The 26,103-nt window shown below is 70.4% G+C and carries 23 protein-coding genes; 10 read left to right on the forward strand and 13 right to left on the reverse strand.

Annotated elements, in window-relative coordinates; translation table 11 throughout:
- Positions 1-15 precede the first annotated feature (15 nt).
- Complete coding sequence (locus tag ACG01O_RS12695) at positions 16-837, reverse strand: helical backbone metal receptor (RefSeq protein ID WP_394385086.1); 822 nt, start codon at positions 835-837, stop codon at positions 16-18.
- On the reverse strand, positions 834-1,742 hold the full coding sequence (locus ACG01O_RS12700) for a hypothetical protein (RefSeq protein ID WP_394385087.1): 909 nt from the start codon (positions 1,740-1,742) through the stop codon (positions 834-836). Before ACG01O_RS12700 ends, ACG01O_RS12695 begins: the two co-directional genes overlap by 4 nt.
- 234 nt (positions 1,743-1,976) lie before the next feature.
- Here ACG01O_RS12700 and ACG01O_RS12705 point away from each other — a divergent pair, with 234 nt between their 5' ends.
- Positions 1,977-2,486: an RNA recognition motif domain-containing protein gene (locus ACG01O_RS12705; RefSeq protein WP_394385089.1), complete on the forward strand. Its 510-nt coding sequence runs from the start codon at positions 1,977-1,979 to the stop codon at positions 2,484-2,486.
- Positions 2,487-2,621: 135 nt separating this feature from the next.
- Here ACG01O_RS12705 and ACG01O_RS12710 read toward each other — a convergent pair whose 3' ends face one another.
- The 5 genes from ACG01O_RS12710 to ACG01O_RS12730 form a co-directional block, all read right to left on the reverse strand.
- The gene (locus ACG01O_RS12710; protein ID WP_394385091.1) at positions 2,622-4,952 is read right to left on the reverse strand and encodes a DUF5916 domain-containing protein; all 2,331 of its coding nucleotides are present in this window, start codon (positions 4,950-4,952) and stop codon (positions 2,622-2,624) included.
- 239 nt (positions 4,953-5,191) lie between these two features.
- Complete coding sequence (locus ACG01O_RS12715; RefSeq protein WP_394385093.1) at positions 5,192-5,965, reverse strand: SDR family oxidoreductase; 774 nt, start codon at positions 5,963-5,965, stop codon at positions 5,192-5,194.
- The gene (lptC, locus tag ACG01O_RS12720) at positions 5,962-6,621 is read right to left on the reverse strand and encodes an LPS export ABC transporter periplasmic protein LptC (RefSeq protein WP_394385095.1); all 660 of its coding nucleotides are present in this window, start codon (positions 6,619-6,621) and stop codon (positions 5,962-5,964) included. Before lptC ends, ACG01O_RS12715 begins: the two co-directional genes overlap by 4 nt.
- The gene (locus ACG01O_RS12725; RefSeq protein ID WP_394385097.1) at positions 6,618-7,196 is read right to left on the reverse strand and encodes a KdsC family phosphatase; all 579 of its coding nucleotides are present in this window, start codon (positions 7,194-7,196) and stop codon (positions 6,618-6,620) included. The genes lptC and ACG01O_RS12725 overlap by 4 nt, the downstream gene beginning before the upstream one ends.
- Positions 7,196-8,182, reverse strand: coding sequence for a KpsF/GutQ family sugar-phosphate isomerase (locus ACG01O_RS12730; protein WP_394385099.1), 987 nt, complete (start codon positions 8,180-8,182; stop codon positions 7,196-7,198). Before ACG01O_RS12730 ends, ACG01O_RS12725 begins: the two co-directional genes overlap by 1 nt.
- A gap of 63 nt (positions 8,183-8,245) precedes the next feature.
- On the opposite strand from ACG01O_RS12730, the gene ACG01O_RS12735 reads away from it, so the two are divergent.
- On the forward strand, positions 8,246-8,887 hold the full coding sequence (locus tag ACG01O_RS12735) for a phosphatase PAP2 family protein (RefSeq protein ID WP_394385102.1): 642 nt from the start codon (positions 8,246-8,248) through the stop codon (positions 8,885-8,887).
- A gap of 4 nt (positions 8,888-8,891) precedes the next feature.
- Here the strand turns inward: ACG01O_RS12735 and ACG01O_RS12740 are convergent, their stop codons facing one another.
- Entirely contained in the window at positions 8,892-9,887 is a 996-nt protein-coding gene (locus ACG01O_RS12740; protein WP_394385104.1) for a MerR family transcriptional regulator, read from the reverse strand.
- A gap of 156 nt (positions 9,888-10,043) precedes the next feature.
- Here ACG01O_RS12740 and ACG01O_RS12745 point away from each other — a divergent pair, with 156 nt between their 5' ends.
- Positions 10,044-10,802 (forward strand): SDR family NAD(P)-dependent oxidoreductase, encoded by a 759-nt coding sequence (locus ACG01O_RS12745; protein ID WP_394385106.1) that lies wholly within the window; start codon positions 10,044-10,046, stop codon positions 10,800-10,802.
- Between the two features lie 53 nt (positions 10,803-10,855).
- A complete protein-coding gene (locus tag ACG01O_RS12750; protein ID WP_394385108.1) occupies positions 10,856-11,371 on the forward strand; it encodes a hypothetical protein in 516 nt (171 codons plus the stop codon).
- Position 11,372: 1 nt separating this feature from the next.
- Here ACG01O_RS12750 and ACG01O_RS12755 read toward each other — a convergent pair whose 3' ends face one another.
- Both ACG01O_RS12755 and ACG01O_RS12760 read right to left on the reverse strand, forming a co-directional pair.
- Positions 11,373-12,101 carry an Hcp family type VI secretion system effector gene (locus tag ACG01O_RS12755; RefSeq protein WP_394385110.1) on the reverse strand — a complete coding sequence of 243 codons (729 nt, stop codon included), beginning with the start codon at positions 12,099-12,101 and terminating at the stop codon, positions 11,373-11,375.
- A gap of 103 nt (positions 12,102-12,204) precedes the next feature.
- Positions 12,205-12,813, reverse strand: a complete 609-nt coding sequence (locus tag ACG01O_RS12760) for a hemerythrin domain-containing protein (protein ID WP_394385112.1) — start codon at positions 12,811-12,813, stop codon at positions 12,205-12,207.
- Positions 12,814-12,926: 113 nt separating this feature from the next.
- Here ACG01O_RS12760 and tkt point away from each other — a divergent pair, with 113 nt between their 5' ends.
- The 4 genes from tkt (at position 12,927) to ACG01O_RS12780 (ending at position 19,386) form a co-directional block, all read left to right on the forward strand.
- Complete coding sequence (gene tkt / locus ACG01O_RS12765; protein WP_394385114.1) at positions 12,927-14,942, forward strand: transketolase; 2,016 nt, start codon at positions 12,927-12,929, stop codon at positions 14,940-14,942.
- A gap of 90 nt (positions 14,943-15,032) precedes the next feature.
- Entirely contained in the window at positions 15,033-16,037 is a 1,005-nt protein-coding gene (locus ACG01O_RS12770; RefSeq protein ID WP_394385115.1) for a hypothetical protein, read from the forward strand.
- Positions 16,038-16,118: 81 nt separating this feature from the next.
- Positions 16,119-17,117: a type I glyceraldehyde-3-phosphate dehydrogenase gene (gene gap / locus ACG01O_RS12775; protein ID WP_394385117.1), complete on the forward strand. Its 999-nt coding sequence runs from the start codon at positions 16,119-16,121 to the stop codon at positions 17,115-17,117.
- Positions 17,118-17,298: 181 nt separating this feature from the next.
- The gene (locus tag ACG01O_RS12780; protein ID WP_394385119.1) at positions 17,299-19,386 is read left to right on the forward strand and encodes a S8 family serine peptidase; all 2,088 of its coding nucleotides are present in this window, start codon (positions 17,299-17,301) and stop codon (positions 19,384-19,386) included.
- Here the strand turns inward: ACG01O_RS12780 and ACG01O_RS12785 are convergent.
- The 3 genes from ACG01O_RS12785 to ACG01O_RS12795 all read right to left on the reverse strand — a co-directional run bounded on the left by ACG01O_RS12785 (position 19,369) and on the right by ACG01O_RS12795 (position 21,423).
- Positions 19,369-20,067 carry a hypothetical protein gene (locus ACG01O_RS12785; RefSeq protein WP_394385121.1) on the reverse strand — a complete coding sequence of 233 codons (699 nt, stop codon included), beginning with the start codon at positions 20,065-20,067 and terminating at the stop codon, positions 19,369-19,371. The two genes, ACG01O_RS12780 and ACG01O_RS12785, sit on opposite strands and share 18 nt — an antisense overlap.
- 163 nt (positions 20,068-20,230) lie before the next feature.
- Positions 20,231-20,953, reverse strand: a complete 723-nt coding sequence (locus ACG01O_RS12790) for a biotin--[acetyl-CoA-carboxylase] ligase (protein WP_394385123.1) — start codon at positions 20,951-20,953, stop codon at positions 20,231-20,233.
- Between the two features lie 5 nt (positions 20,954-20,958).
- On the reverse strand, positions 20,959-21,423 hold the full coding sequence (locus ACG01O_RS12795; protein ID WP_394385125.1) for an SET domain-containing protein: 465 nt from the start codon (positions 21,421-21,423) through the stop codon (positions 20,959-20,961).
- 117 nt (positions 21,424-21,540) lie between these two features.
- Here ACG01O_RS12795 and ACG01O_RS12800 point away from each other — a divergent pair, with 117 nt between their 5' ends.
- The gene (locus ACG01O_RS12800; RefSeq protein ID WP_394385127.1) at positions 21,541-24,138 is read left to right on the forward strand and encodes a DNA topoisomerase III; all 2,598 of its coding nucleotides are present in this window, start codon (positions 21,541-21,543) and stop codon (positions 24,136-24,138) included.
- A gap of 89 nt (positions 24,139-24,227) precedes the next feature.
- Positions 24,228-26,096 (forward strand): ATP-binding protein, encoded by a 1,869-nt coding sequence (locus tag ACG01O_RS12805; RefSeq protein ID WP_394385129.1) that lies wholly within the window; start codon positions 24,228-24,230, stop codon positions 26,094-26,096.
- Positions 26,097-26,103 lie beyond the last annotated feature (7 nt).

Consider the following 26,103-nt stretch of genomic DNA (forward strand, 5'->3'; position numbering starts at 1 on the left):
GGCAGATTGTGCGGGTCAGTGAGGGGGGCAGTGCGTCGGGCCGTCTTGGTCAGGCGCTGGCGGGTGGGCCAGCTCGCGCAGGTAGTCCAGCCCGGCGGCACCGCGGGCGCCCCACCAGCTGAGGCGCTCGCCGTCCACCAGCTGCACGGTGGCCTGGGGGCACAGGGCCTGCGCTTCGGTCACATGCGCCGGGCCGAAGCGGTAGGGCTCGGAGCTGAGCAGCACGCGCTGCACGTCGGCCAGCCCGGGCTCGTCGCCGCGCAGAGCGGGGTAGCGGCCCGCGCCGTGCGCGCCGCCCTGCACATCGGGCCAGGTGTGCCAGCCGGCTTCGGCCAGCAGGCGCGAGATGTAGGTGTCGCGGGCCACGGTCATCCAGGGCTCGCGCCAGATCAGGTACAGCACCGAGGTGGCCGGGGCCGGGGTCGCGCGGCAGCGCGCCAGCGCTGCATCGAAGGTGTGCGTGAGCTGGGCCGCGCGGGCGTCCACCCCCGGCAGCTCGGTGAACGCCGCGCGCAGCTGCTCGAACAGCCCCCGGTTGTCCTCCGGGCCGCAGGGGTGGGTGACGATCACATGCGGCACGAAGCTGCGCAGTGCGTCGGCCGTCTCGCGGCGGTTTTCGTCGACGTTGACAACGACGTGCGTGGGGGCGAGGCGGCGCAGCTTGTCGAGGTTCACATCCTTGGTTCCGCCCACCTTGGGCACCTGGCGCACCACCTCCGCCGGGTGGATGCAAAACCCCGTGCGCGCCACCAGCCAGGGCGCCAGCCCCAGCGCCACCAGGGTCTCGGTGGCGCTGGGCACGAGGCTGGCGATGCGCGGCGTCATGTGCTGCGTCATGGGGCGTCGCCGGCCGGCGGGTTCAGTGCCAGATAGACCGCGCAGCAGCCGCGCAGCCACACCAGCGTGGGCAGCACCAGGGCCAGTGCAAACACCACGCCGCCGCCCGCCAGCGCCGCGGTGCCCAGGCTGCCGTCGGGGGCGGCACCGCTGGCCGCCATCGCCCGGGGCCCCAGGCCCAGCACGCCGGCCAGCAGCTGCGCGGCGGGCAGCTCCACGCCGGCGCCCAGGATGGCCAGGCCCGCCGTCAGCCGGGCGCCGCTCAACACGATGAAGCTGACCGCAGCCGTGGTCAGTGCCGTCAACAGGTACACGCCGCCCATCAGCAGGGCGGTTTCGGGTAATTTGCGGCGCAGTTGCGTGCGCAGGAAGGCCAGCACCGCGCGGCTGGACTGTCCGGCCCACACGGCCGGGCCTGTCAGGGGGCCCACCAGCACCGCCACCACCAACGCCAGGCTGCCCAGCAGCACCACGGTCAGCGGCAGCACCACCGCCAGCAGTGCCGGCCCCACCCCCGGCCAACGCGTGGCCCAGAGCAGGGCCGCCAGCCCCGCCACCACGGCGCTGCCCAGCAACACACACGCAGCCAGTGCCAGCAGCACCCGGGGCGTGGCGTGCAGGGCGTCGGCCAAGGCGTCCTGCGGGTCGCGCACCGGCTGGCCGCGCGCCTGGTCCATCAGCATCAGGCCGGTGGCATTGACGCCCAAAACAGTGACAACCAGCGCGGCCGCCAGCCAGGCTGTGCCGGACAGGGTCTGGTCGCGCAGCAGCGCCGCCTGGGCCGAGGCCAGCATCAAGCCCCCCAGGCAGAACGTCGCCATCAAGGCATACAGGGCGCGGAGATTGCGCAGCGCGTCCACGCTGGACAGCACACGGGTCAGGGCAGGTAGCAAGCTGGTCTGCATCAGGAATCAGGTGGGCTGGCGATGGTATCGATGACCACCCCATGACGGCGGTGACTCGCGAGGGTTTGTGCTAGCTCGGAAAAACAACACTTGCCGAAGTGCCCTTCTGCAATCCGGACACCCGGCCACCATAATCAATTGCCTGTGTCTGGACGCCGCACCTTCGCTTGAATGGTTCACGATGGGTTGAAGCACCACACGGTTTTTTGGTTTTGAGAAGAGAAGGGCTTCCCCATGGGAAACAAGCTTTATGTGGGCAACCTGGCCTACAGCGTGCGTGACGAATCGCTGCAAGAGGCGTTCGGTCAGTTCGGTACCGTGACCTCCGCAAAGGTCATGATGGATCGCGAAACGGGCCGTTCCAAGGGTTTCGGTTTCGTCGAAATGGGTTCCGACGCGGAAGCCCAAGCGGCCATCAACGGCATGAACGGCCAAGCTCTGGAAGGTCGCGCCATCGTGGTGAACGAAGCCCGTCCTCGTGAAGAGCGTCCGGGCGGCTTCGGCGGCGGTCGCTCCGGCGGCGGCGGCTACGGCGGCGGTGGCCGTTCGGGTGGCGGCGGCTACGGTGGTGGCGGCGGTGGCTACGGCGGTGGTGGCGGCGGCTACGGCGGCGGCGGCCGTTCGGGCGGCGGCGGCTACGGTGGTGGCGGCGGCGGCTACGGCGGCGGTGGCCGTTCGGGTGGCGGCGGCTACGGCGGTGGCGGTGGTGGCTACGGCGGCGGTGGCCGTTCGGGCGGCTACTGAGCCCTGAGCCTCACGGCACATGCATGAAACAAGGCGCCTTCGGGCGCCTTGTTCGTTTTTGCGGCGGCCCTCGTGCTGCCGGCGGGGAGGCGGTGCAGCCGCGGGTCCGCCCGCCTCGCCCCGCCTCGCTTCGCCTCAATAGCCCAGCGTGGCTTTGGCGAACACCTCATGCGAGCGCTGCCGGCCCGGCTGCGCTTCGGCGCGGTTCCAGCCCACGCTCAGCACCCGGCTCAGCCCCACGCGGTGCTGCAGCATGCAAGCCAGCGCCTGAGTGCGCTCATCGGCGCCCGGCAAGCCCGCTTGGGCCTCGCCCTGCCGGGTGAAGCGGGTGTGCTGGTGGATCACCCGCAAGGAGTCGCGCGGGCTCAGGTGCAGCACCGCCAGGCTGCGGGCGCTGCGGTCGGTGAAGGCGCGGCGGCCGTCGGCGCCATCGACCCAGCCCAGCCCCAGGCGCTGGTCCAGCTCCAACCACCAGCCGTTGGGCAGCGGCAGGCGCACTTGAGCCTGCATTTGCCCCTGGGCGCCCAGGCCCACGCGGTCGGCGTCCACGTCCAGGCGGCGGCCCCACTCCCACTCGGCATTCACAAAATTGAGGATCTCGCCGGGGTTGGACTCCGCCCCCAGCAGCAGCGTGCGCGTGGGGTGCAGGGCGCCGCCCGAGCGCGCGCGGTGGCTGTCTAGGCCCACGTGGCCCCACACGCCGGTGTTGCGCGCGGCGGCGAACCAGAAGCCGGGCTGCACCAGGCGCTCCACCACCTGGCCGGCGGCCACGCCCAGCAGCGGGTCGGCCTGGGTGCGGGTCTCCTGCAGCTTGAGTTGCAGTTCGCGGTCGTGCAGGTCCAGCCCCAGCCAGCGGCCGGGCCCACGGCGCAGGTAACCGAAGGCGGACACCCGGCGGATGCCGCTCTGGCTGACGAAGCCGTTGTCGTTGGCAAAGCGCGGGCTCACGTCTTCCACATTCAGGTTGGCCACCCAATCGGCCTCGCGGTGGCGCCAGGCCAACCAGGCCCGGTGCCCCTGTTCGCGGGCGATGCGCTGCACCTCGCCTTGCGGGCTCAGGCCCAGCGTGGTGCCCGACAGCAGCAGGTGGCCGCGCCATTGGGTGCGCTCGTCGCTGCGCCAGACGCCGTCGCCGCCCACCACCTCGGTGGCCAGCCCGTGGCCGAAGTCCCGGTGCGACACGAGGCCGGCCAGCCCCAGGTCGCCCCACTGCAGGCGGCCGCGGGCGAAGCTGGCTTGCGAGTCGCGCGGCTGCGTGCCGGTGCGGGTGGCAAAGGCACCGGCGCGCAGCAGGGCGCCGCCTCCGGCATCGCGCAGGTGCAGGGCCGTGGCCTCGGCGCCGGCCCCGCGCCAGGTGGCGCGCAGGCCCCAGTCGGGGTCGGTAATCGCGCGGCTGTAGAAGGCTGCGAGGCTGCGGTTCTCGCCCGATTCATCGGGCTGCGTTGGCCCCACCACGTCGGCGCTTTCCAGGAAGAACGGCCGCTTCTCCGGCACGCTCAGCGCGAAGCGGGTGTTGCCGGCCAGCTGCGGTGCGTCCAGTTCCACCTGCGAAAAGTCGGGGTTGAGCGTGGCGTCCAGCACCCAGTCGGCGCGCGGGCGCCACTTCAGCTCGGCGCCGAGCGCGGTGCGGCGCGTGCGCTGGGGGCTGTCGGCCTCGCTGCTGCTGCGGCTGCTGCGTAGCGTCAGCTCGGGGCGCCAGCTGAGGAAGCTGCGCTCGCGCACCGACTCCACCAGGTCGCCCAGGCCGTCCAGCACCTGCAGTTCGGCGATGAAGCTGAGCGCGTCTTTGGTGAGTGCCGCGGCGCTCACGTTCACCGTGCGGTTCTCGCGCGGGATGTTGCGCGTGACCATCACGCGCCAGGGGGCGCCGTCGCTGTGCGGAAACCGCAGGGCGGCCAGCGGCCAGCGCAGCTCGATGCTGTAGCCATCGGGCAGCCGCACGGCCGCGGCCTGCACGTCGAAGTCGGGGGCAGCGTCTTCCGTGTCTTCTTCTGCCGAGAACAGGCCGTCTTCCACGGTGCCGGCGGCGCTGACGCGCACGTATTGCGCGCTGCGGCGCTGGCCGACCGGGTCGATGAACACGCCGATGAAGTCCTGATCGGCCTTGACCTGGTCGCGCCGCGTCCAAGGCGCGCGGATGCGTTCGGGCGCCGGGTCCCAGGCGCGCAAGCCGAACACGAGGGCATCGTCGGTCACGAGGATTTGCACCTGGGTGCGCCAGGCCGCCGGTTGTTTGTCGGCCGGCAGGAACTGCACGAAGCGGTCGAACACCGGGGCACGCTGCCAGGCCGGATCGTCCAGGCGGCCGTCGAGCACGGGCGGGGCTTCACCGGCGGGCAGGCGCCAGGCGGTGGGTTGGGTGAGGGCAGTGGCGGTGGCGTGCGTGCCTTGAAGGGGCGATTGCGCCCATGCACACCAAGGAGTGGCCAGGGCGAGCAGGCCCAGCCGCAAACGGTGGAGGTTCATGAAAAGCGAGCGAAGACGACCGGCGAGTGCGGTCGTGGAACTTGGGAAGCGCAGGCGCCGCCTGGGGGCGGCCGCAGCACGGGTCAGCGCAGGGCTGTCAGCAGGGGTGAAGCACCAAAGCCATGGGAACCTCCTTCGCCGCTTCGCGGTCGGCATGGGGACTGTGGGCGCGCAGTGTAGTCAGCGACCTTGGCGCTTGCCAAGGCGTGACTTCAGTCAGGGGCGCCCGCGCGCAGGCGTCAGTCCGCGGCGCGTTGTTTGCGGCCGCGTTTGCTCAGCAGCCGGTCGTACAAGGCGTTAGGCAGCAGGCGCAGCACTTTGGCCAGCACGCCCATCTGCCACGGAATCACGCGGTAGCTGACCTGGGCGCGGATGGCCCGCACCGCTTGGTCGGCAAACGCCTCCACCGGCATCAGGAACGGCATGCTGTAGCGGTTGCCGCGGGTCAACGGGGTGTCGATGTAGCCGGGCAGCAGCGTCACCACCCGCACGCCGTGGGCACGGCACTCGCCGCGCAGGCTTTCGCAGTAGGCCACCACGGCCGACTTGCTGGCGCAGTAGGCGCCGTGGCCGGGCAGGCCGCGGATGGCGGCCACGCTGGCCACGCCCACCAGCGTGCCCGAGCCGCGCGCGTTCATGGCGGCCACGAAGGGGTGGAAGGTGGCGGCCAAGCCGAGGTTGTTGGTCTCGAACACGCGGCGCATCACCTCCAGGTCCGCGAAGACGGTGGTGTCCATGCCCACGCTGATGCCGGCGTTGGCGATCACCACATCGGGCAGGCCCTGGGCTTGCAGGCACTCTTGGCCGGTGCGGGCCATGGCGGCGAAGTCGGCCACATCGGCGCCGTAGACGCGAAACCGCGCGGGGTCGAGCTGCTGCTCGGCCGCCCAGCGCTCCACCTCGCCGGTGCGGCGGGCCACCAGGGCCAGGCGTGCGCCGTCGCGGTAGTACCGCAGGGCCAGGGCCTGGCCGATGCCGCTGGAGGCGCCGGTGATGAAGACCAACTCGCTCATTTCGCGGCCTTCGTGGCGATCTGGCCTTGGGCCTTGCCGGTGAAGCTGACCTGGCCGGTCAGGTGCCGGTACTCGAAGTTCTGGGCGTTCAGCGTGGTGCTGCCCTGGCGGATGCTGACCGGCAGGTGCGAGCGCAGGATCTCGCTCTGCGACAGGGCCTGCAGGAACTCGCCGCGCACCTCCAGCTGGGCCGGCGCGTTCTCGCCCGAGCCCGGCGGCAGGCGGCGCAGGCGCACGTCGCCCATCAGCTGCATGTCGCTGCCGTCGCCGTTGCTGATGGCGCGCCGCGCCTCGGCAATGGCCAGGCTGCCGTCCGGCGCGATGGCGCGCACGCGGGCGTGGTCGATCTCGACGGTGTCGGTGTCGGGGTAGTGGCGCAGCTCATCGCCGGCGATCTGCACGCGCAGCCGGCCGTCGGCGCCGATGCGCTGGATCTCGAAGCGCGACATGCGGTAGTCCGGCACGTGGCGCGGTGGCGGGGTTTCGGTGGGGCCGTCCAGCAGCGGCGTGTTCTTCACCAGCCACCAGGTGCCGCTGGCCAGCAGGGCCATCAGCAGCAGCGGCAGGTAGTTGGACACCAGGCTCTGCGCCTGCCACAGCCACGGGCGTGACTGGGGGCGGCTGGGCGCCGGGGCGGGCAGCGTGGCGGGGCTCACGCGGGGCTCCCGCCGTCCAACGTGGCGTGGTGGGCTTGCAGCAGGCGCTCGTAATGGCCGCCGGCCATCAGCAGCAGGTCGCAGCATTCGCGCGCGGCGCCGTGGCCGCCGGGAGCGCGGGTCACGTGGTGCGCGATCGCCAGCACCTCAGCGTGGGCTCCCGGGGGCGCGCAGGCGAAGCCGGCGCGGGTCATCAGGGGCAGGTCGGGCCAGTCGTCGCCCATGGCGGCCACTTCGCCCCAGGCCACGCCCAGCGAGGCCAGCAGCGGCTCGGCCACGGCCAGCTTGTCGCGGGCGCCGTAGACGGCGTGCTGCAGGCCGAGGTCGGCCACGCGGCGGCGCACGGCGGGGCTGTCGCGCCCAGTGATGATGATGGGCACGATGCCCACCTGCTGCAGCGATTTCAGGCCGTGGCCGTCCAGCGTGTGGAAGGCTTTGAAGTCTTCGCCGGTTTCGCTGATGTAGATGCGGCCGTCGGTCAGCACGCCGTCCACATCAAAGATGGCAGCTTTGATGCACAGGCCGGTGCCTTGGGCCTGCACCAGCAGTTCGGGAGGGAAGCGCAGCGCCGCCATCAGATCACCTTGGCGCGCATCAGGTCGTTGATGCTGATGGCGCCCAGCAGGCGCTGGTCGGCGTCCACCACCAGCACCACGGTGATGCGGGCGGCTTCCATCAGGTCGGCGGCATCCACCGCGAGGGCGTCCGGGCCCACGGTGCGAGGGCGCGGGTGGGCCACCTCGGCAGCGGTGAGGGCACGCAGGTCGCGGCCCTGCTCGATCAGGCGGCGCAGGTCGCCGTCGGTGAAGATGCCTTGCACGCGGTCGTCCGCGTCCACCACCACGGCCATGCCGAGGGCCTTGGCGCTCATCTCGCGCATCAGGTCGGTGAAGGTCGTGCCGGCCGCCACGCGGGGCAGGGCGTCGCCGCTGCGCATCAGGTCGCGCACATGGGTCAGCAGCTTGCGGCCCAGGGCGCCGCCCGGGTGCGAGCGAGCGAAGTCTTCCGCCTTGAAGCCGCGGGCATCCAGCAGCGCCACGGCCAGCGCGTCGCCCAGGGCCATTTGCGCGGTGGTGCTGGCGGTGGGGGCCAGTTGCAGCGGGCAGGCCTCTTCGGCCACGGCGCTGTCCAGCACCACATCAGCGTGGGCCGCCAGGCTGGAGCCGGCGCGGCCGGTCATGGCGAGGATGGGCACGCCCAGGCGCTTGAGCACCGGCAGGATGGCATTGAGCTCGTCGCTCTCGCCGGAGTTGGACAGGGCCAGCACCACGTCGCTGGCGGTCACCATGCCCAGGTCACCGTGCGCGGCTTCGGCCGGGTGCACGAACAGGGCCGGCGTGCCGGTGGAGGCCAGCGTGGCGGCGATCTTGCGGCCCACGTGGCCGCTCTTGCCCATGCCCATCACGGCCACCCGGCCAGAGCAGGCCAGCACGCGTTGCACGGCGTGGGCAAAGGCGTCGCCCAGGCGGGGCGCCAGGTCGGCCAGGGCGCGCGATTCCACGTCAAGCGCGGCACGGCCGATGGCAATCGCGCGATCGGCGGCGAAGGGTTTGGAAAGCATGCGTTCAGTGTAGACAAGCCGCCCCGTGCGGCGGGCGCTGGCGGCTGACGACAATCGCGCCCCATGCAAACACTTCTGCCTTTCCGCTGGGCCTTGCTGGCCCTGGTGCTGCTGCTGGCCTGGGACGCCAGCCCGGGCGACCTGTGGGCCATGCAGGCCGTGGGCACGCCGCAGGGCTTTGCCTGGCGCGAGGTGTGGCTGACCCGTGGGCTCATCCACGAAGGCGGCCGCTGGGTGTCGTACGCCGCGATGGCGTTCATCGTGGCGGTGAACCTGTCACCCCGGCTGTTGCCCGCCCTCACGCGGCGCGAGCGCACCTGGTGGCTGGTGACGACGCTGGTGTGCCTGGCTGTCATCTCGCTCATCAAGCGCGTCAGCCTGACCAGCTGCCCGTGGGACTTGGCCATGTTCGGCGGGGCGGCGCAGTACGTGTCGCATTGGTCCTTCGGCGTGCAGGACGGCGGCGGCGGGCACTGCTTCCCGTCGGGCCACGCCAGCGCGGCCTTTGCCTACCTGGCCGGTGCGTGGGCCCTGGCGCGGGCGTACCCGCGCGCCGCCCGCCGCTGGGCCGTGGCGGTGGTGGTGCTGGGCGTCGTCTACGGCGCGGGCCAGATGGTGCGCGGTGCGCACTACCCCAGCCACACGCTGTGGACGGGCTGGATCTGCTGGGCCGTGACGCTGCTGGCGGCGCGCTGGCGCACCTGAGCGCTCAGTGCGCCGGTGGGCGGGCCAGGGCCTGCTCGTGGTCGGCCAGCAGTTGCAGGCCGCGTTCGAACAGCATGCGGGCGGTGCCTGCAAGGTGGTGCAGCTGCTCGTGCAACTGGCGGTCGGCGTCGTCGCGGTGCTCACAGTCGGCGCTGTAGGCCTCGAACTGTTGCAGCCGCATCAGCAGCTCGGCCACATGGGCGGGGCATTCGCAGGCCACGGCGGTGGTGCGGGCGGCCCAGTCGGCCAGTGTGGCTTCGTCGTACTGGGGCGGCGCGATGCGCGCGGGCAGCAGGTCGGCGGGCGAGGGGGCGGCAGGCGACCCGCGGGCGGCTGCAGGGCCTGGTGACGTGGCGCCCAAGCTGTCCTGCAGCCAGCTGACGAGGCTGCGGTCGTTGTGCGTGTCGCGCCAGGGCTGGATGTCCAGCTCGGTGCAGCGGCGCAGCGCCTGCGAGTTGCTGTAGCCGTACACCGCCAGCACCCGGGCCACGCCCAAGGCGCGGGCGGCCGCGGCCAGCTCTTCCACCTGCGTCACGTGCATGGACGGCAGGTGCAGCACCAGCGCATCGGGCCGGCCTTCGCCCTCGGGCAGCCGGGCCTGGGCGAGCGTGTCCACAGTGGCGGTGATGCGCAGCTGTCGGCGCGGCGCCGCACGGCGGATGCGCGTGGCCAGCGCCGCCCCCACCAGCAGCAGCTGGCGCGCCGGCCGCACGGGCTGGGCCAGGGCCTGCGCCACCTCCCGCACCTCGTCCTGGGTGGACAGCAGCGCGCGCAGCTCCTCTTGATTCAACCCGGCCAGGGCGCCGATGGCGTGGCCTTGCAGCGTCAACTGCCGCAGGGCGGCGATGCGCTGCACGTCTTCGGGCGAGTACAGCCGGTGGCCGTGCTCGTCCTGCTGCTGGCACTGCAGGCCATAGCGGCGTTCCCACACCCGCAGCGTGTTGGCAGGCATGCCCACGATGTGGGCCGCAACTCCGGTCTTGAACAGGCTTTGAACCATGAACCAACCCCTTTGACTTGGCATTGAGCCGTACAAACGCGATTCTTGAACCGAATTTGAAATCGAGCGCGACACCTGGACATCGCCCTGCGCCGCGCAAGCCCTTTCGGTCGTCCACCGCGCTTTGCGTCGCGTGGCACGCTTTGGAGATTCGCCATGACAGCTTCCGTTCTCGACACAGCCCTCATCACCGGCGGCGCCGGCGGCATTGGCCGCGCGTTGGCCGCCCGCCTGCGCGCCCGTGGCGTGCGCGTGGCCATCACCAGCCGCGACGCCGCCCGCGCGGCGGAGGTGGACGCAGACCTCCACCTCGCCGTGGATGCGACCACGCCCGAGGGCATCGCCCAGGCGCTGGCCGCGTGCCGCGAGGCCTGGGGTGAGGCGCCGGCGAGGGTGGCGCACTGCGTGGGCAGCACCTTGATTGCGCCGCTGCACCGCAGCCAGCCGGCCCAGGCGCGCGAGGTGCTGCGCGTCAATCTGGAAAGCGCGGTGCACCTGCTGGCCGCGTGGGTGGAGGCGCGCCGCACGGTGCCTGGGGGCGGGGCCGCGGTGCTGATGAGTTCGGTGGTGGCGGGCATTGGCGTGAGCAACCACGAGGTCATTGCCGCGGCCAAGGCCGGCGTGGAGGGCCTGGCGCGCAGCGTAGCGGCCACCTACGCCCCGCAAAGCCTGCGCTTCAACGTGGTGGCGCCGGGCCTGACCGAAACCGCGCTGAGCGCCGGGCTCACGCGGCAGCCGGAGATGCGGGCGGCCGCCGCCCGCCAGTACCCCCTGCCGCATGCCGAAGGCGTGCAGACGGCCGACGATGTGGCCGCCGTGATCGACTGGCTGCTCTCGCCCCAGGCCCACCGCATCACCGGCCAGGTGCTGCCGGTGGATGGCGGCTTCACGGCGATCCGGCCGCTGGTGCGCTGACCCCGTTGCCGGGGATGGAGCCGGGGTCGGCGCGCTGCGATGATGGTCCCACCATGCGTATTGCCTTGTTCGCCCCGCCCGTGGCCCTCGCTGCCGCGCTGTCCGTCGCGCTGCTGTCGGCGTGTTCTTCCACCGACACCCGCAAGGTGTCCAACGCGGCCACCACGCCGCTGAGCGATCTGAACGTCGTGCGGGCCGAGATCCCCGACGTGCTGAAGGCCGCGGCGGCGGCGCCCTACGCGGCGCCGGTTGACGGCCGCTGCCCCGCGCTGCTGGCCGACATCCGCGCGCTGGACGAGGTGCTGGGCCCGGACCTGGACGCGCCCCACACCGGCAACAACCCCGGCCTGCTGGAGCGGGGCGAAGACGCCGCCACCGGCGCGCTGCAGCGCACGGCAGAGGGCGTCATTCCCTTCCGCGGCTGGGTGCGCAAGCTCACGGGGGCCGAGCGTTATGCCCGGCAGGTGACTGCGGCCATCACCGCGGGCGGCGTGCGTCGTGGTTTCCTGCGGGGCCTGGCGGCGGCGCAAGGCTGTCTGGCACAGCCAGGGGGCGCCGCTCGTCCCTGAGTCAGCCGCGCCGGCGGCGCAGGTTCAGAGCGCCCACCGCAGCCAGGCCGGCCAGCAACAGGGTGGCACTGGCGGGCTCCGGCACAGCCGCGACGGCACCCGGGGCGATGTTGATCAGACCGCCCGACGCGAACAAGCCCGTCAAGACCGTCGGATCGCCCTCAAACACCGCATTGGCGGTGTTGTTCTTGATGCTGAAGCTGCCTTCCACCCAGTTCTTCAAGGTGCCCTTGCTGTCCGCGGCGCGGTAGCGCAATTTGACGGTTTCGCCCGAGGTCATTGCGGCGTTGACGTCGATGCCCTGGCCGGTCGATCCGCCCATCTTCAACATCGTCGCCGCCGTGTTGGTGAAGATCAACTGAAAGAATGACTCGGGACTGCCACCACCGAATGTGGCTGTGACGTCCAAGGTCACTGTTGACAGGATCCTGCCTGTGGCGAGATTGACGAACAAAGGGGGCGTGGTGCTGTCGGCAAACTGTGTCCAGGCGAAGTCATTGAAGCTGGCCTTGCCGGGCGCGCCGCCCGTGCCGACGCTGCGTTGAACGCCCCAAGAGAAACTCTCCAGGTCGATCGCCCCCTTGTGGCTGGCATCTCGGGAGTCTCCGGTCAGGCCGGCGATGGTCAGGAAATAACTTGGCGAGCCGGCGGCGTGCGCGAGGTGTCCGCCCACCACGCCGAGGACAAATAGGGCCAAGCGCAGGTAGCGCAGCAGGTTTGAAGTTTTCATGGGGTAGCTCGTGGAACCCGCGATCCGGGCGAGTTCGATGTTCGTGGACGACGTCCGCAAAGGCCATCCACAAAGGAGCTACGGGGGTGTTCTAGGGGGGGCGTCAACCGAGACTGGGCCCCCAACCGAACGGCGCCGGCAGAGCGGCCAGGATGCGTTCGCGCAGCGGCGCGTAGGCCTCGTCCACGGCTTGCCCGGCGCGGAGGGCGAGTGGGTCGCGGTGGCTGCCGAAGGCTTCGTCCAGCTCCGCCCAGTCGGCATCGCTCAAGGCGGCCAGCGCGCGCGGCAGGATTTCGGTTTCTTCGCGCCGCATGTGGCGCAGGTAGCGGGTGGTGTAGACCTGGACCTGCTGCGCGAACTTGTCGCGCCGGGCCTCGCCCATCTGCTCCCAGGCCAGCAGGCTGTGCTGCAACTCGCGGATGGCGCGCTCCCCGTGGTTGTGGTCGGCTTCCAGGTCGTCCAGCACGCCGCGCAGGTCGGGCGCCAGCGCCCGCAGCCGCGGGAAGAGCAGGTCGCTTTCTTTTTTGTGATGTAGCCGTTCTGGAAATTCGTCCACATAGAACAGCATCGCCCGCAGCGCGCCGAAATCAGGCGCGGCGCCCGTGCGGTGCTGGGCGTCCAGCAGCAGCGGCACCGTGCGCAGCATGGCGGCCAGGGCGTCGTGCTCGGCGCGGATGACGCGCACGGCCAAGGGCAGGGTTGAAGGGGCCATGACGCGGAGCGTCGCGCGGGTGCCGTGCGTCGGCCTTGCGCTGGATCAACTGCGGCACAGGCACCCCCGTAAAATCCCTGGTTTTTGCCACCCGCCCAAGGAAAGCCCCGGCCATGACTGCTACGCCCGCCTCCCCCACCCTGATGGCCCACGCGATCCGCGCGCTGGCGATGGACGCCGTGCAGGCCGCCAACTCGGGCCACCCGGGCGCCCCCATGGGCATGGCCGAGATCGGTGTGGCGCTGTGGGCGCGTCACCTCAAGCACAACCCGGCCAACCCGCACTGGGCCGACCGCGACCGCTTCGTGCTGTCCAACGGCCACGGCTCGATGCTGATCTACGCGCTGCTGCACCTGACCGGCTACGACCTGCCGATCGAGGAGCTGAAGGCCTTCCGCCAGCTGCACAGCAAGACCCCCGGCCACCCGGAAGTGGGCATCACCGCCGGCGTGGAAACGACCACCGGCCCGCTGGGCCAAGGCATCACCAACGCCGTGGGCCTGGCCCTGGCCGAGAAGCTGCTGGCGCGTGACTTCAATCGCGACGCGCACCAGATCGTCAACCACCACACCTACGTGTTCCTGGGTGACGGCTGCCTGATGGAAGGCATCTCGCACGAAGCCGCCGCGCTGGCCGCCTCGTGGAAGCTGAACAAGCTGATCGCCATCTACGACGACAACGGCATCTCCATCGACGGCCAGGTCGCCCCGTGGTTCGCCGACGACACCGCCAAGCGCTTCCAGGCCTACGGCTGGAACGTGGTGGGCCCGGTGGACGGCCATGACGTGGCCGCCGTGGACGCCGCCATTGCCGAAGCCAAGAAGAGCGCCGACAAGCCCACGCTGGTCATCGCCAAGACCCACATCGGCAAGGGCTCGCCCAACCGCGCCAACACCAGCAAGGCCCACGGCGAACCGCTGGGCGCCGAGGAAATCAAGCTGACCCGTGAGGCCCTGGGCTGGTCGCACGAGCCCTTCGTCATCCCGGCCGACGTGTACGCCGCCTGGGACGCCAAGGCCGCCGGCGAGAAGGCCGAAGCCGCCTGGGACGAGCGCTTCGATGCCTACGCCGAAGCCCACCCCGAACTGGCCGCCGAGTTCCAGCGCCGCATGGCCGGCGTGCTGCCGGCTGACTTCGCGCAGATCGCGGTCGACGCCGTGGTCAAGGCCCACGCCGACGCCGCCACGGTCGCCAGCCGCAAGGCCAGCCAGATCGCGCTGGAAGCCTTCACCGCCAAGCTGCCCGAAATGCTGGGCGGCAGCGCCGACCTGACCGGCTCCAACCTGACCAACACCTCGTCCACGCCCAACCTGCGTTTCGAGGCCGATGGCACGCCGAACAACGGCCGCCACATCAACTACGGCGTGCGCGAGTTCGGCATGGCCGCCATCATGAACGGCGTGGCCCTGCACGGCGGCTTCATCCCCTACGGCGGCACCTTCCTGACCTTCAGCGACTACAGCCGCAACGCCATCCGCATGGCCGCGCTGATGAAGCAGCGCGTCATCCACGTGATGACGCACGACTCCATCGGCCTGGGTGAAGACGGCCCGACGCACCAGTCCATCGAGCACGTCGCCAGCCTGCGCCTGATCCCGGGTCTGGACGTCTGGCGCCCGGCCGACACGACCGAAACCGTGGTCGCCTGGACCATGGCCCTGGGCAACGCCCAGCGCCCCAGCCTGCTGGCGCTCTCCCGCCAGAACCTGGCCTACTCGCCCAAGACCAACGTCGACGAGATCGCCAAGGGCGCCTACGTGCTGGCCGAGCCCGCCAAGGGCAAGGCCAAGGCCGTCATCATCGCCACCGGCTCGGAAGTGCAACTGGCCCTGGCCGCGCAGAAGCTGCTGGCCGACGAAGGCGTGAAGGTGCGCGTGGTGTCCATGCCGTCCACCAACGTGTTCGACCGCCAGGACAAGGACTACAAGAAGAGCGTGCTGCCCAAGGGCCTGCCGCGCGTGGCCGTGGAAATGGGCGTCAGCGACTTCTGGTGGAAGTACGGCTGCGACGCCGTGGTCGGCATCGACACCTTCGGCGAATCGGCCCCGGCGCCGGTGCTGTTCAAGCACTTCGGCTTCACGCCGGAAAACGTGGCGGCCACCGTCAAGGCCGTGCTGAAGAAGAAGTGAAGCTGGGGGGGCCCGCGTGAATCTTTCCGGCGGGCCCACCACCTTCGCGTTTGACACTCCCGCGGCTGCCAACACCGCGGGAGAGAACGCATGAGATTCAGTTCGGTGGCCACCAGCCTGCTGGTGGCGTCGGTCACCCTGGCCGCCACGCCGACTTCAGCCCAGACCGAGCGCCGGGAGGCGTCGCCGGCCCAGTCGCTGGCCTGTCTGGTGAAACCCGAACGCGCACCGCGCTATCCCGTCAAGCACAAGCTGGACCGCGCCTTCGGCGGCATGCGGGTGAAGCTGTCGTTCACGCGGCCGGATGCCGCGCCGCAGGTCGAGGTGCTGTTCAACTCGGCCCGCGAAGACATGCAGGACGAGGCGATGGACTACCTGCGCCGCTACCGCCTGCCCTGCCTGACGCCAGCGGACGGCACGGTGACCGCCGTGCAGGAATTCAGCTTCAGCAACACCGACCGCGACGCCACGCCGCTGCCGGCCGAACGGGCGCCGGGCGAGGCGCCGTTTTGCCTGGTCATGCCGCGCCAGGACATGCGGCCCTGGAACACCTTCGGCAACGAGATCGAGCACCTGGTCGTGGCGGCCACCTTCTCGGGCAACGGCCAACAGCCACCCGAGGTCAAGGTCATCCACTCCACCGGTTCCAAGCGGATGGAAGACGCCGTGCGTGAGCGGCTGGCCGAGTACCGCATGCCTTGCCGCACCGGGGCCGAGCCGCCGCAAGGCTTCCAGCAGCAGTTCAGCTATGTGCCGCCCGGGCACCGCCGCTACGGCTTCAAGCGCGAGGCCTTCGGGCTGGTGGAGTTCCTGCGCATGACCCGGCACCCGCAGGCCCTGCGCGCCGCGTTCGATTTCGGCACCATGGCCTGCCCGTTCAAGGTGAAGTACACCCTGTACGGTGGCGCGGTGCCCAACGAGGCGGTGGAGCAGGGCCGGCGCGGCCCGCCGGATCTGAACAAGTTGCCCTTCCTGACCTGGCTGGCGGGGTTGGAGCTGGGGTTCAAGAATGAATCCCAGGCCAACGACCTGTTCGGCAGCGTCTTGCAGATCGACGTGCCCTGCGGGACGCTGAATCTCGGCAACAGCGACTGAAATCGACCCGAAACCCGCCGGCCGCCGGATCACCGAGAATCCGGCCCGATCCGAATTTTTCATCCTCCTGGAGACTCTCCCATGACCATCAAGATCGGCATCAACGGCTTCGGCCGCATCGGGCGCATGGTGTTCCGTGCCGCCATCGCGAACTTCAAAGACATCGAAGTCGTCGCGATCAACGACCTGCTGGAACCCGACTACCTCGCCTACATGCTCAAGTACGACAGCGTGCACGGCAAGTTCGACGGTGAGGTTTCGGTCGACGGCAACACCCTGGTCGTGAACGGCAAGAAGATCCGCCTGACCGCGGTGAAGGACCCGTCCGAGCTGAAGTGGGGCGAGGTCGGCGCCGACGTGGTGGTCGAGTCCACCGGCATCTTCCTGGACAAGGCCGGCGCCGAGAAGCACCTGGCCGCAGGCGCCAAGAAGGTCATCATGTCCGCCCCGTCCAAGGACGAGACGCCCATGTTCGTCTACGGCGTGAACCACACCAAGTACGCCGGCGAAGCCATCATCTCCAACGCCTCGTGCACCACCAACTGCCTGGCTCCGCTGGCCAAGGTGCTGAACGACAAGTGGGGCATCAAGCGCGGCCTGATGACCACCGTGCACGCTGCCACCGCCACGCAAAAGACCGTGGACGGCCCGAGCAACAAGGACTGGCGCGGCGGTCGCGGCATCCTGGAAAACATCATCCCCAGCAGCACCGGTGCCGCCAAGGCCGTGGGCAAGGTCATTCCTGAGCTGAACAAGAAGCTCACCGGCATGAGCTTCCGCGTGCCGACGTCCGACGTGTCGGTGGTCGACCTGACGGTGGAACTGCTGAAGGACGCTTCGTACGAAGAAATCTGCGCCGAAATGAAGGCCCAGAGCGAAGGCGCGCTCAAGGGCGTGCTGGGCTACACCACCGACAAGGTCGTGGCCACCGACTTCCGTGGCGACCCGCGCACCTCCATCTTCGACGCCGAAGCCGGCATCGCCCTGGACGGCACCTTCGTGAAGCTGGTGTCCTGGTACGACAACGAGTGGGGCTACTCGAACAAGTGCCTGGAAATGGTTCGCGTGGTCCACGGCTGAGCCTGGCGACCGGGTGACCGGTCGAATCGCTGACCGGAAACCTTCCGAAACGCAAATGCCCCGCACCGCGGGGCTTTTTTTCGTCTGCGCCGTCGTTGTCGATGGGAACATCGGGGGCCGGGCGCGGTGCAAGGCCGCGCGCCACCGACTTGCCCTGCAACTCCTTTTTGTCGAGCCCGTCATGACGCTTCCTCGCCCCCTCCTGCTCGCCGCGGCCCTGCTGTCGGCAGCCTTGGCCCCGCTGGCCGCGCACGCCCAGACCGACGCCACCGAAGCCCGCGTCATCGTGCGCTTCAAGGCGCAGGCGGACAGCGTGCGGGCCAAGGCCTTGGCGGTGCGTGCCAGCCGGGGCGAGGCGCGCGAGGTGGCGCAGACGCGGGCCACCGCCCTGGGTTTGCGGGCCGGGCGCAGCCTGGCGGCCGGTTTGAGCCTGGACGAGCGCACCCACGTCATCACCGCGCGGGGCCTGAGCAGCGCGCAGCTGGCCCGCCAGCTGGCGGCCGATGCCGAGGTCGAGTTTGTGGCCGTGGACCAGCGCCGCAAGCACACCAAGCTGCCCAACGACCCCTTGTTCGGCGGGGCCGAGGTGAACCCCGAATCCACGGTCAGCGGTGGGCAGGCGCGCACTATCGACCAGTGGTACCTCAAGAAGCCCAGCAGCACGCCGGGGCAGGTGGTGTCCAGCATCAACGCGCCGGCTGCGTGGGATGTGACCACCGGCGCCAGCAGCGTGATCGTCGCGGTGCTCGACACCGGCGTGCGCCCGGACCACCCGGACCTGGCCGGCCAGATCGTGGGCGGCTACGACATGATCGGCTACGGCTCGCCCGGCAATGCCTCCACGGTGATCGCCAACGACGGCAACGGCCCCGACGCCGATGCCTCGGACCCCGGCGACTGGGTCAGCCAGGCCGACATCAACGCCGGCACGATTTCCGGCTGCACCAGCAGCGACATCGGCAGCAGCTCCTGGCACGGCACGCGCGTGGCGGGCCTGATCGCCGCAGCCAGCAACAACGGCACCGGCATGGCGGGTGTGGGCTGGGGCCTCAAGATCCTGCCGGTGCGGGTGCTGGGCAAGTGCGGCGGGTATGACAGCGACATCATTGCCGGCATGAAATGGGCCGCGGGCCTGAACGTGCCGGGCCTGCCCTTGAACTCGAACAAGGCGAAGGTGCTGAACCTGAGCCTGGGCGGCACCGGGACCTGCGGCGCCACGGGCACCGGCGCGCTGTACCGCGAGGCCATCACTCAGGTGAATGCGGTGGGCGGCACGGTCGTCGTGGCGGCCGGCAACTCCGAGGGCCTGGCCGTGGAGATGCCGGGCAACTGCCCCGGCGTGGTGACGGTGGCCGCGCTACGCCACGTGGGCACCAAGGTCGGCTTTTCCAGCCTGGGCCCGGATGTGACCATCGCCGCGCCCGGCGGCAACTGCATCAACACCGGCGCGGGTCAGCCCTGCCTGTACCCCATGGTCAGCACCACCAACTCGGGCGCGACCTCGCCGGTGGCCAACGACGCGGCGTACACCGGCAGCGCGGCCTCGGTGGGCACCAGCTTCTCGGCGCCCATCGTCAGCGGCATCGTGGGCCTGATGGCCTCGGTGCGGCCGGGGCTGACCTCCGTGGAGGCCACGCAGATTCTCAAGAGCACGGCGCGCCCCTTCCCCACCACAGGGGGCGGCAGTGCCGCCGATGGCAACCCGCCGCAGTGCAAGGCGCCCAGCGCCACGGTGCAGGACGAGTGCTACTGCACCACCAGCACCTGCGGCGCGGGCATGGTGGATGCCGCGGCCGCCGTGACGGCCACGGTGGCGCTGAACGGCGTGAGCATTGGCATCGCGGCCAGTCCCACGGCCACGCCTGCGGCGGGCCAAACCGTCACGCTGACGGCCACGGCCACCGGCCTGCCCAGCGGCCGCACCGTGGCGTCCACGGCCTGGACGGTGGTGGATGCGGGCGGCATCGTCACCGGCTTTGCTTCGGGCGCCAACACGGCCACGGCCACCATCACGCCCAGCGCCGCAGGCAGCTTCACGGTGCGCGCCGATGTGACCGACAGTGCCGGCGTGGTCTACAGCCAGACGCTGCAGATCACCGTGTCGGCTGTGACACCGGTCGACCCCGTGCCGGTGCCGACGGGTTCGAGCGGCAGCGGTGGTGGTGGCGGTGCCAGCAGTGCGCTGTGGCTGGCGGGTTTGCTGACGGCGGCGCTGGCCCTGCGGCGCACCGCGGGCCGTGCCGCCGTCCGCTCAGCTCGACGCGGCTGAGGCGGCTGCCGATGCGGCGGCGGCCGCTGCCGCCGCTGAAGCTGCGCTGCAAGCGCGCCAGCCGGTGGCCAGGGCCGCGTCCTTGCTGGACTTGAGCTTGCCGGCCAGCTGGCCATCGGCTTGCGGCACCACCAGGGTGTGGCGGCTGCTGGCGGCGCGCAGGGCCAGCACGCGCAGGCCCTTCAGGCCGCGCTTGTCAAAACTGGCCAGTTCGGCCTGCGCCTCGGCCGCGCTGGCGTGGCGGGTCAGCACAAAGGCCGGCTGCTCGGCCGGTAGGCCTTCCAGCGGCTCGAACGCGAGCTTGAGCTGCTTGTAGGTGGCTTCCTTGCGGGCCCGGAAGTCGGGGTCGGCCAGCTTGATGGTGGCCACCACCCACACGCCGGCCTGTTCGGTGCTGCGCACCTGCGCTTCGGCGCCGAGCGCGCGCACGGCGGCTTGGGCGGCGTTCAAGGCCGGCTCGCCCTCCAGCGGGCCAAGTTCCAGGCAGCTGCGGCGGGTGAGGGCCGCCAGCGCCGGGCCGTCCAGCGGCTGGATGCGCTCCGGGTGCTGCTGCAAAGCCAGGCGCTGCGGCTCGCGGCCGCCGTCGGCCGGCACGCCGGTGACGGTGTCCAGCCAGCCGCGCGACCAGGCGAAGAACAGGGCATTGGCTGCCAGCATCAGGATCACGACGATGCGCATCACGGGGAGGACTCCGGAAGGTATGAATGGACTCGGCGCGCCCGAGCGGGGCGCGTCCGACGGCTCCAATCTAGGCGCAAAGCGCAGCCGTAGCGGCGTCTACGGCGAGCATTGGCAACGACGAGTGGGGTCGTTGGCGTGCCACGAGCGGGTGTGCCGGGTTCGTTCATGCCATCCTCAGGCTGAGTTCGCCGCCGCTGCAGGGCACGAGGCCGTGGTCGGTGTCCAGCAGCAGTTCGCCCCGCACCGACACGCCGCGTGCGGTGCCGGTCTGGTCGCCGATGCGCACACGCTGGCCGGCGGTGAGGTCACGGCGGCTGAAGGCCGCTTGCCAGGGGCCGAAGCCCAGCTCGGCGAAATCGGCCAGCAGGCCGCGCAGCGCCAGGGCCAGCCGGTCCAGCGTGCTCGCTGGGGTGGCAGCGGGGTCCAGGATATGCAGGGCGGCGTGGCCGCTGGCGAAGGCGCTGCGGTCGGCGTCGGGCGGCAGCGGGCGCAGGTTCAGCCCGATGCCGATCACCACGCCCCGCTGGCCGTCGGGCAGCGGCACGGCTTCAATCAGGATGCCGCCGAGCTTGGCGCCGTCCAGCACCAGGTCGTTCGGCCATTTCAGGCGGATGCGGTTGCCGTTGGGCTCCAGCGCGTCGGCCACGGTGCAGCCCACAGCCAGCGACAGGCCGGAGAGGTCCAGCGTGGCCGGCAGCGGCTGGGCCACCGAGAACGTGAGCGCGGCGTCGGCACCGGCGGCCTCACTGTGCCAGGCGCGCCCCAGGCGGCCGCGGCCGGCGGTTTGCCGCGAGGCCGACAGCAGCAGCGGCCCGCCGCCTTGGCGCAGGTGGGCCAGGGCTTCGGTGTTGGTGGAGCCGCATTCGGCGAGGTGGCGCCGCTCCATGGGCATCAGCGCTTCTTGGGCGCGAGCATGGTGCCGCGGCAGGTGGCGGCGCCGCACCAGCAGGCGAACTGCTTCTTCACCTTGGCGGTGTGGCGCTCGTCCAGCACCAGGCCGTAGTCGTAGAACAGCTCTTCGCCGGGCTCGATGTCGCGCAGCGCCTGGATGAACACGCGGCCGTCGGTCTCGTCGGCTTCGCAGTTGGGCTCGCAGGCGTGGTTGATCCAGCGGGCGTCGTTGCCGCCGTACAGCGCGTCGATCACCTGCCCGCCTTCGATGTGGAAATAGAAGGTGTGGTTGGGTTGCTCGGGGTCGTGCGGGTGGCGGCGCACGGCCTCCTCCCAGCTGATGCGTTCACCCGTGTATTCGATGATCTGCGCGCCCGCCGCGATCGGGGCGGTGGCGTACACGCCGCGTCCGTGCACGCCGGAGTCACGAACCTCGATCTTGCGGCGTGGGGTTTTGGCGGTCATCGGCGCTGTGGTACGGTGATTTCATGGGTGCGCGCGTGCGTGGGCATGCGCGCGAGGCCCGGATTGTAGGCAGGGGTTCCTGAGCCCCCGTCGCAGGGAAGACCTAGAGATACACCGATGAGCAAGACTCTGATCATTGCCGAGAAGCCTTCCGTTGCGCAGGACATCGTCCGCGCGCTGACGCCCGTGGCCGGCAAGTTCGACAAGCAAGACGACTACTTCGAGAACGACACCTACGTCGTCAGCTCGGCCGTGGGTCACCTCGTGGAGATCGCAGCGCCGGAGGAGTTCGACGTCAAGCGCGGCAAGTGGAGCTTTGCCAACCTGCCGGTGATCCCGCCGCACTTCGACCTCAACCCCATCGACAAGAACAAGGGCCGGCTCACGGCGCTGTCCAAGTTGATCCGCCGCAAGGACGTGACCGCGCTGATCAACGCCTGTGACGCGGGGCGCGAGGGGGAGCTGATCTTCCGCCTGATCGTGCAATATGCGCAGCCGGCCAAGGGCAAGTTCGACAAGCCCGTGCAGCGGCTGTGGCTGCAGTCAATGACGCCCGCGGCCATCCGCGAAGGCTTCGAGAAGCTGCGCTCCGACGCGCAGATGCTGCCGCTGGCCGACGCCGCGCGCTGCCGCTCCGAGGCCGACTGGCTGGTGGGCATCAACGGCACGCGCGCCATGACGGCCTTCAACTCGCGCGACGGCGGCTTCTTCCTGACCACGGTCGGCCGGGTGCAAACGCCCACGCTGTCGGTGGTGGTGGAGCGGGAAGAAAAGATCCGCAAGCACGTGGCCCGCGACTACTGGGAGTTGCGCGCCAACTTCGACGCGCAGGCTGGCCAGTACGAAGGCAAATGGTTCGACCCCACGTTCAAGAAGAACGACGACGCCGAGCGCCGTGCCGACCGGCTGTGGAACCAGGCCGAGGCCGACGCCATTGCCAAGGCGGTGCTGGGCCAACCTGCCACCGTCACAGAAGAAAGCAAGCCCAGCACCACCAGCTGCGGCGCGCTGTACGACCTGACCACGCTGCAGCGCGAGGCCAACTCGCGCTTCGGCTTCTCGGCCAAGACGACGCTGTCCATCGCCCAGGCGCTGTATGAAAAGCACAAGGTGCTGACCTACCCCCGGACGGACTCGCGCTTCCTGCCCGAGGACTACCTGGCCGTGGCCAAGCAGACCGCCGAGATGATTGCCGGCGAGGACCTGCCCGGCCCGCTGCAAGCCCTGGCCGCGCACGCCCGCGTGGCGCTGAACCACGGCTACATCAAGCCCACCAAGAAGGTGTTCGACAACAGCAAGGTGTCGGACCACTTCGCCATCATCCCCACGCTGCAGGCGCCCAAGGCACTGACCGAGGTGGAAGCCAAGCTGTACGACATGGTCGTGAAGCGCTTCCTGGCGGTGTTCTTCCCGCCGGCCGAGTTCCTGGTCACCACGCGCACCAGCAAGGTCGAGGCCGCCGGCAAGACCCACCACTTCCAGACCAACGGCAAGGTGCTGGTGAAGCCGGGCTGGCTGGCCGTGTACGGCAAGGACGTGGACGACGAAGACGCCAACCTCGTGCCGGTGCAGCCGGGCGAGGTGGTGCGCACTGAAAGCGTGGACGTGAAGGCGCTGCAGACCAAGCCGCCGGCGCGCTACACCGAAGCCACGCTGCTGAGCGCCATGGAAGGCGCGGGCAAGCTCATTGACGACGACGAACTGCGCGAGGCCATGGCCGAGAAGGGCCTGGGCACGCCAGCCACGCGCGCGGCCACCATCGAAGGCCTGATCACTGAAAAGTACATGCTGCGCGAAGGCCGCGAGCTGATTCCCACGGCCAAGGCCTTCCAGCTGATGACGCTGCTGCGCGGCCTGGGCGTGGAAGACCTCACCAAGCCTGAACTCACCGGCGACTGGGAGCACAAGCTCGCCGAGATGGAGAAGGGGCGCTTGAAGCGCGAGCAGTTCATGGCCGAGATCGCGGCCATGACGGAACAGATGGTCGCCAAGGCCAAGGGCTACGACCGCGACACCATCCCGGGCGACTACGCCACGCTCAAGACGCCGTGCCCCAAGTGCGGCGGTGTCGTGAAGGAGAACTACCGCCGCTTCACCTGCACCGGCAAGGACGGCGCGGCCGAGGGCTGCGGCTTCTCCATCGGCAAGATCCCGGGCGGCCGCAGCTTCGAGCTGCACGAGGTGGAGCAGTTCTTGCGCGACAAGAAGATCGGCCCGCTGGAAGGCTTCCGCTCCAAGGCGGGTTGGCCGTTCACGGCGGAGCTGGCCCTGGTGTACGACGACGAGATCGCCAACTGGAAGCTGGAGTTCGACTTCGGCGAAGACGCCAAGAAGGCCGAAGGCGATGGCGAGCCAGTGGACTTCTCCGGCCAGACCTCGCTCGGGGCCTGCCCCAAGTGCCGCGGCCATGTGTACGAGCACGGCGCCAACTACGTGTGCGAGCACGCGGTGGGCGAGACCGTGACCTGCGACTTCAAGACCGGCAAGGTCATCCTGACCCAGCCCATCGAGCCCGCGCAGGTGACCAAGTTGCTGGCCGACGGCAAGACCGACCTGCTGGAGAACTTCGTGTCCAACAAGACGCGTCGCAAGTTCAAGGCCTTCCTGGCGTATGACAAGAAGGAAGGCAAGGTCATCTTCGAGTTCGAGCCCCGCGCCGGCAAGCCTGCCCCCGCGCGCAAGGCGCCGGCACGCAAGGCCGCGGCCAAGGCGTGACCGCGTGCCGCGCAAACAACGTTGCGCCGGCCGCTGCGGGCCGTATGCTCGCAGCTTGACCCTAACGGCGTGACAGAGGGAGCCCGACCATGGCCTTGCCGCCGATCACCCTCGGCATCCAGACGCGGCTGACCGCGGGCATCGCCCTGGTGGCCAGCGTGCTGGTGCTGGCCGTGGCCTGGTACTGGACGGCGCACGAGCAGACCGAGCTGGCGGCGCAGCTGCGCCAGCGTGAGATGCGCATGGCCGGGCTGATCGAGCGCGGCTTTGCCGGGCCGATCTGGAACCTGGACCATGTCGCCATCGAGAACCTGCTCGACGCGGTGATGGCCGACCCCGAGGTGCACGCCATCGAACTCCAGGCCACGGGACTGAAAGGGGGCCGGGCCGGGCGCGTGCGCGAGGGCGAGGCGCGGGGGCCGCTGCGGCGCGAGTTCACGATCACGTATCAACCCACCATCGGCGCGCCGGGGGCGCCGGTGGCGCAGGCGGTGCTGGTGTTCACCACCGACCTGGTGGACGAGCAGATCCGCCGCACCCGTCAGTTCGTGATGCAGGTGTTGGCCGGGGTGCTGGTTGGCGTGGTGGCCACCAGCTTCCTGCTGGTGCGCTGGCTGGTGCGTCGCCCGGTGGAGCGGCTGGGGGCCCTGGCGCAGCGCGTGGCCAAGGGGGACCTGGGCGCGCAGGCACAGGTGGAGCGGGCCGATGAGATCGGCGAGCTGACGATGCGCTTCAACGCCATGAGCCTGAAGCTGCGCAGCGCGGCGGACCAGGTGCAGCTGACGGCGGAAGGCCTGCGCGCCAGCGAGGCCCGCTACCGCAGCCTGTTCGAGAACGCCACCGAGGGCATCTTCCAGACCGACGGCCAGGGCCGCGTGCTGACCATGAACCGCGCGCTGTCTCAGATGCTGGGCGTGAGCGGCACCGCCGCCGTGGGGCGCCGCGTGCGGGACGTGGCGGGCATCGACCGCCGCGAGCTGCGCCGCGTGGCCCAGGTGCTCAAGCGTGAGGGCAAGATCCGGCAGGCCCCGCTGCAACTGCGCGGTGCCGGCGGCCAGCCCTTGTGGGTGGAGCTGAATGCGCACTGGGTGGAGGCCGAAGGCCCGGGCCGCCAGCGGCGCATCGAGGGCATGGTGAGCGACATCTCGCGCCGGCGGCAGGCCGAGGACGAACTCAACCGCCACCGCGACCACCTCGAAGACCTGGTGGCCGAGCGCACGGCCGAGCTGGTGGAGGCCAAGCAGCGCGCCGAGGCGGCGAACTTCGCCAAGGGCCGCTTCCTGGCGACCATGAGCCATGAGTTCCGCACGCCGCTCAATGCCATCCTGGGCTTCACGCAGCTGATGCAAATGGACTCGCAGATCCCGGCCGGCCAGCAGGGGCGGCTGCAGCTGATGCGCGACTCGGGCCTGCACCTGCTGGAGCTCATCAACGATGTGCTGGACATGGCCAGCATCGAAGCCGGCAAGGTGGGCCTCAAGCCCAGCGCCGTGGACCTGCGGGCCTTGCTGGACATGGCCAGCGACAGCGTGCGGCTGCGTGCCGAGCAAAAGGGCCTGACCTTCGGGCTGGATGTGGACCCGGCGCTGCCGCACCGCGTGATGCTGGACGGCCAGCGCCTGCGCCAGGTGCTGCTGAACCTGCTGTCCAACGCGGTGAAGTTCACCGACACGGGCACGGTGCAACTCTCGGCCGAGGTGCTGGCGCAGGACGACACGCAGGTGAGCCTGGCGCTCGCGGTGACGGACAGCGGCATCGGGCTGACCGAGGCGCAGCAGGGGCGTTTGTTCCAGGCGTTCGAGCAGGTGTCCGAGTCCTCTCGGCAGCTGGGCGGCACGGGACTGGGCCTGTCCATCAGCCAACAGCTGGTGCGCTTGATGGGCAGCCAGATCGTGGTGCAGAGCACGCCGGGGCAGGGCAGCCGGTTCGCGTTCGAGTTGCGCGTGCCGCTGGCCTGACCTGACG

This window comes from Pelomonas baiyunensis (assembly GCF_043555935.1).
Taxonomy (GTDB): domain Bacteria; phylum Pseudomonadota; class Gammaproteobacteria; order Burkholderiales; family Burkholderiaceae_C; genus Pelomonas; species Pelomonas baiyunensis.

What these genes read in the sequence shown, in the direction of transcription:
- ACG01O_RS12695 (WP_394385086.1), bottom strand. Translation starts at nt 837, where the DNA reads ATGACGCAGCACATGACGCCGCGCATCGCCAGCCTCGTGCCCAGCGCC.
- ACG01O_RS12700 (WP_394385087.1), bottom strand. Translation starts at nt 1,742, where the DNA reads ATGCAGACCAGCTTGCTACCTGCCCTGACCCGTGTGCTGTCCAGCGTG.
- ACG01O_RS12705 (WP_394385089.1), top strand. Translation starts at nt 1,977, where the DNA reads ATGGGAAACAAGCTTTATGTGGGCAACCTGGCCTACAGCGTGCGTGAC.
- ACG01O_RS12710 (WP_394385091.1), bottom strand. Translation starts at nt 4,952, where the DNA reads ATGAACCTCCACCGTTTGCGGCTGGGCCTGCTCGCCCTGGCCACTCCT.
- ACG01O_RS12715 (WP_394385093.1), bottom strand. Translation starts at nt 5,965, where the DNA reads ATGAGCGAGTTGGTCTTCATCACCGGCGCCTCCAGCGGCATCGGCCAG.
- ACG01O_RS12725 (WP_394385097.1), bottom strand. Translation starts at nt 7,196, where the DNA reads ATGGCGGCGCTGCGCTTCCCTCCCGAACTGCTGGTGCAGGCCCAAGGC.
- ACG01O_RS12730 (WP_394385099.1), bottom strand. Translation starts at nt 8,182, where the DNA reads ATGCTTTCCAAACCCTTCGCCGCCGATCGCGCGATTGCCATCGGCCGT.
- ACG01O_RS12735 (WP_394385102.1), top strand. Translation starts at nt 8,246, where the DNA reads ATGCAAACACTTCTGCCTTTCCGCTGGGCCTTGCTGGCCCTGGTGCTG.
- ACG01O_RS12740 (WP_394385104.1), bottom strand. Translation starts at nt 9,887, where the DNA reads ATGGTTCAAAGCCTGTTCAAGACCGGAGTTGCGGCCCACATCGTGGGC.
- ACG01O_RS12745 (WP_394385106.1), top strand. Translation starts at nt 10,044, where the DNA reads ATGACAGCTTCCGTTCTCGACACAGCCCTCATCACCGGCGGCGCCGGC.
- ACG01O_RS12750 (WP_394385108.1), top strand. Translation starts at nt 10,856, where the DNA reads ATGCGTATTGCCTTGTTCGCCCCGCCCGTGGCCCTCGCTGCCGCGCTG.
- ACG01O_RS12755 (WP_394385110.1), bottom strand. Translation starts at nt 12,101, where the DNA reads ATGAAAACTTCAAACCTGCTGCGCTACCTGCGCTTGGCCCTATTTGTC.
- ACG01O_RS12760 (WP_394385112.1), bottom strand. Translation starts at nt 12,813, where the DNA reads ATGGCCCCTTCAACCCTGCCCTTGGCCGTGCGCGTCATCCGCGCCGAG.
- tkt (WP_394385114.1), top strand. Translation starts at nt 12,927, where the DNA reads ATGACTGCTACGCCCGCCTCCCCCACCCTGATGGCCCACGCGATCCGC.
- ACG01O_RS12770 (WP_394385115.1), top strand. Translation starts at nt 15,033, where the DNA reads ATGAGATTCAGTTCGGTGGCCACCAGCCTGCTGGTGGCGTCGGTCACC.
- gap (WP_394385117.1), top strand. Translation starts at nt 16,119, where the DNA reads ATGACCATCAAGATCGGCATCAACGGCTTCGGCCGCATCGGGCGCATG.
- ACG01O_RS12780 (WP_394385119.1), top strand. Translation starts at nt 17,299, where the DNA reads ATGACGCTTCCTCGCCCCCTCCTGCTCGCCGCGGCCCTGCTGTCGGCA.
- ACG01O_RS12790 (WP_394385123.1), bottom strand. Translation starts at nt 20,953, where the DNA reads ATGGAGCGGCGCCACCTCGCCGAATGCGGCTCCACCAACACCGAAGCC.
- ACG01O_RS12795 (WP_394385125.1), bottom strand. Translation starts at nt 21,423, where the DNA reads ATGACCGCCAAAACCCCACGCCGCAAGATCGAGGTTCGTGACTCCGGC.
- ACG01O_RS12800 (WP_394385127.1), top strand. Translation starts at nt 21,541, where the DNA reads ATGAGCAAGACTCTGATCATTGCCGAGAAGCCTTCCGTTGCGCAGGAC.
- ACG01O_RS12805 (WP_394385129.1), top strand. Translation starts at nt 24,228, where the DNA reads ATGGCCTTGCCGCCGATCACCCTCGGCATCCAGACGCGGCTGACCGCG.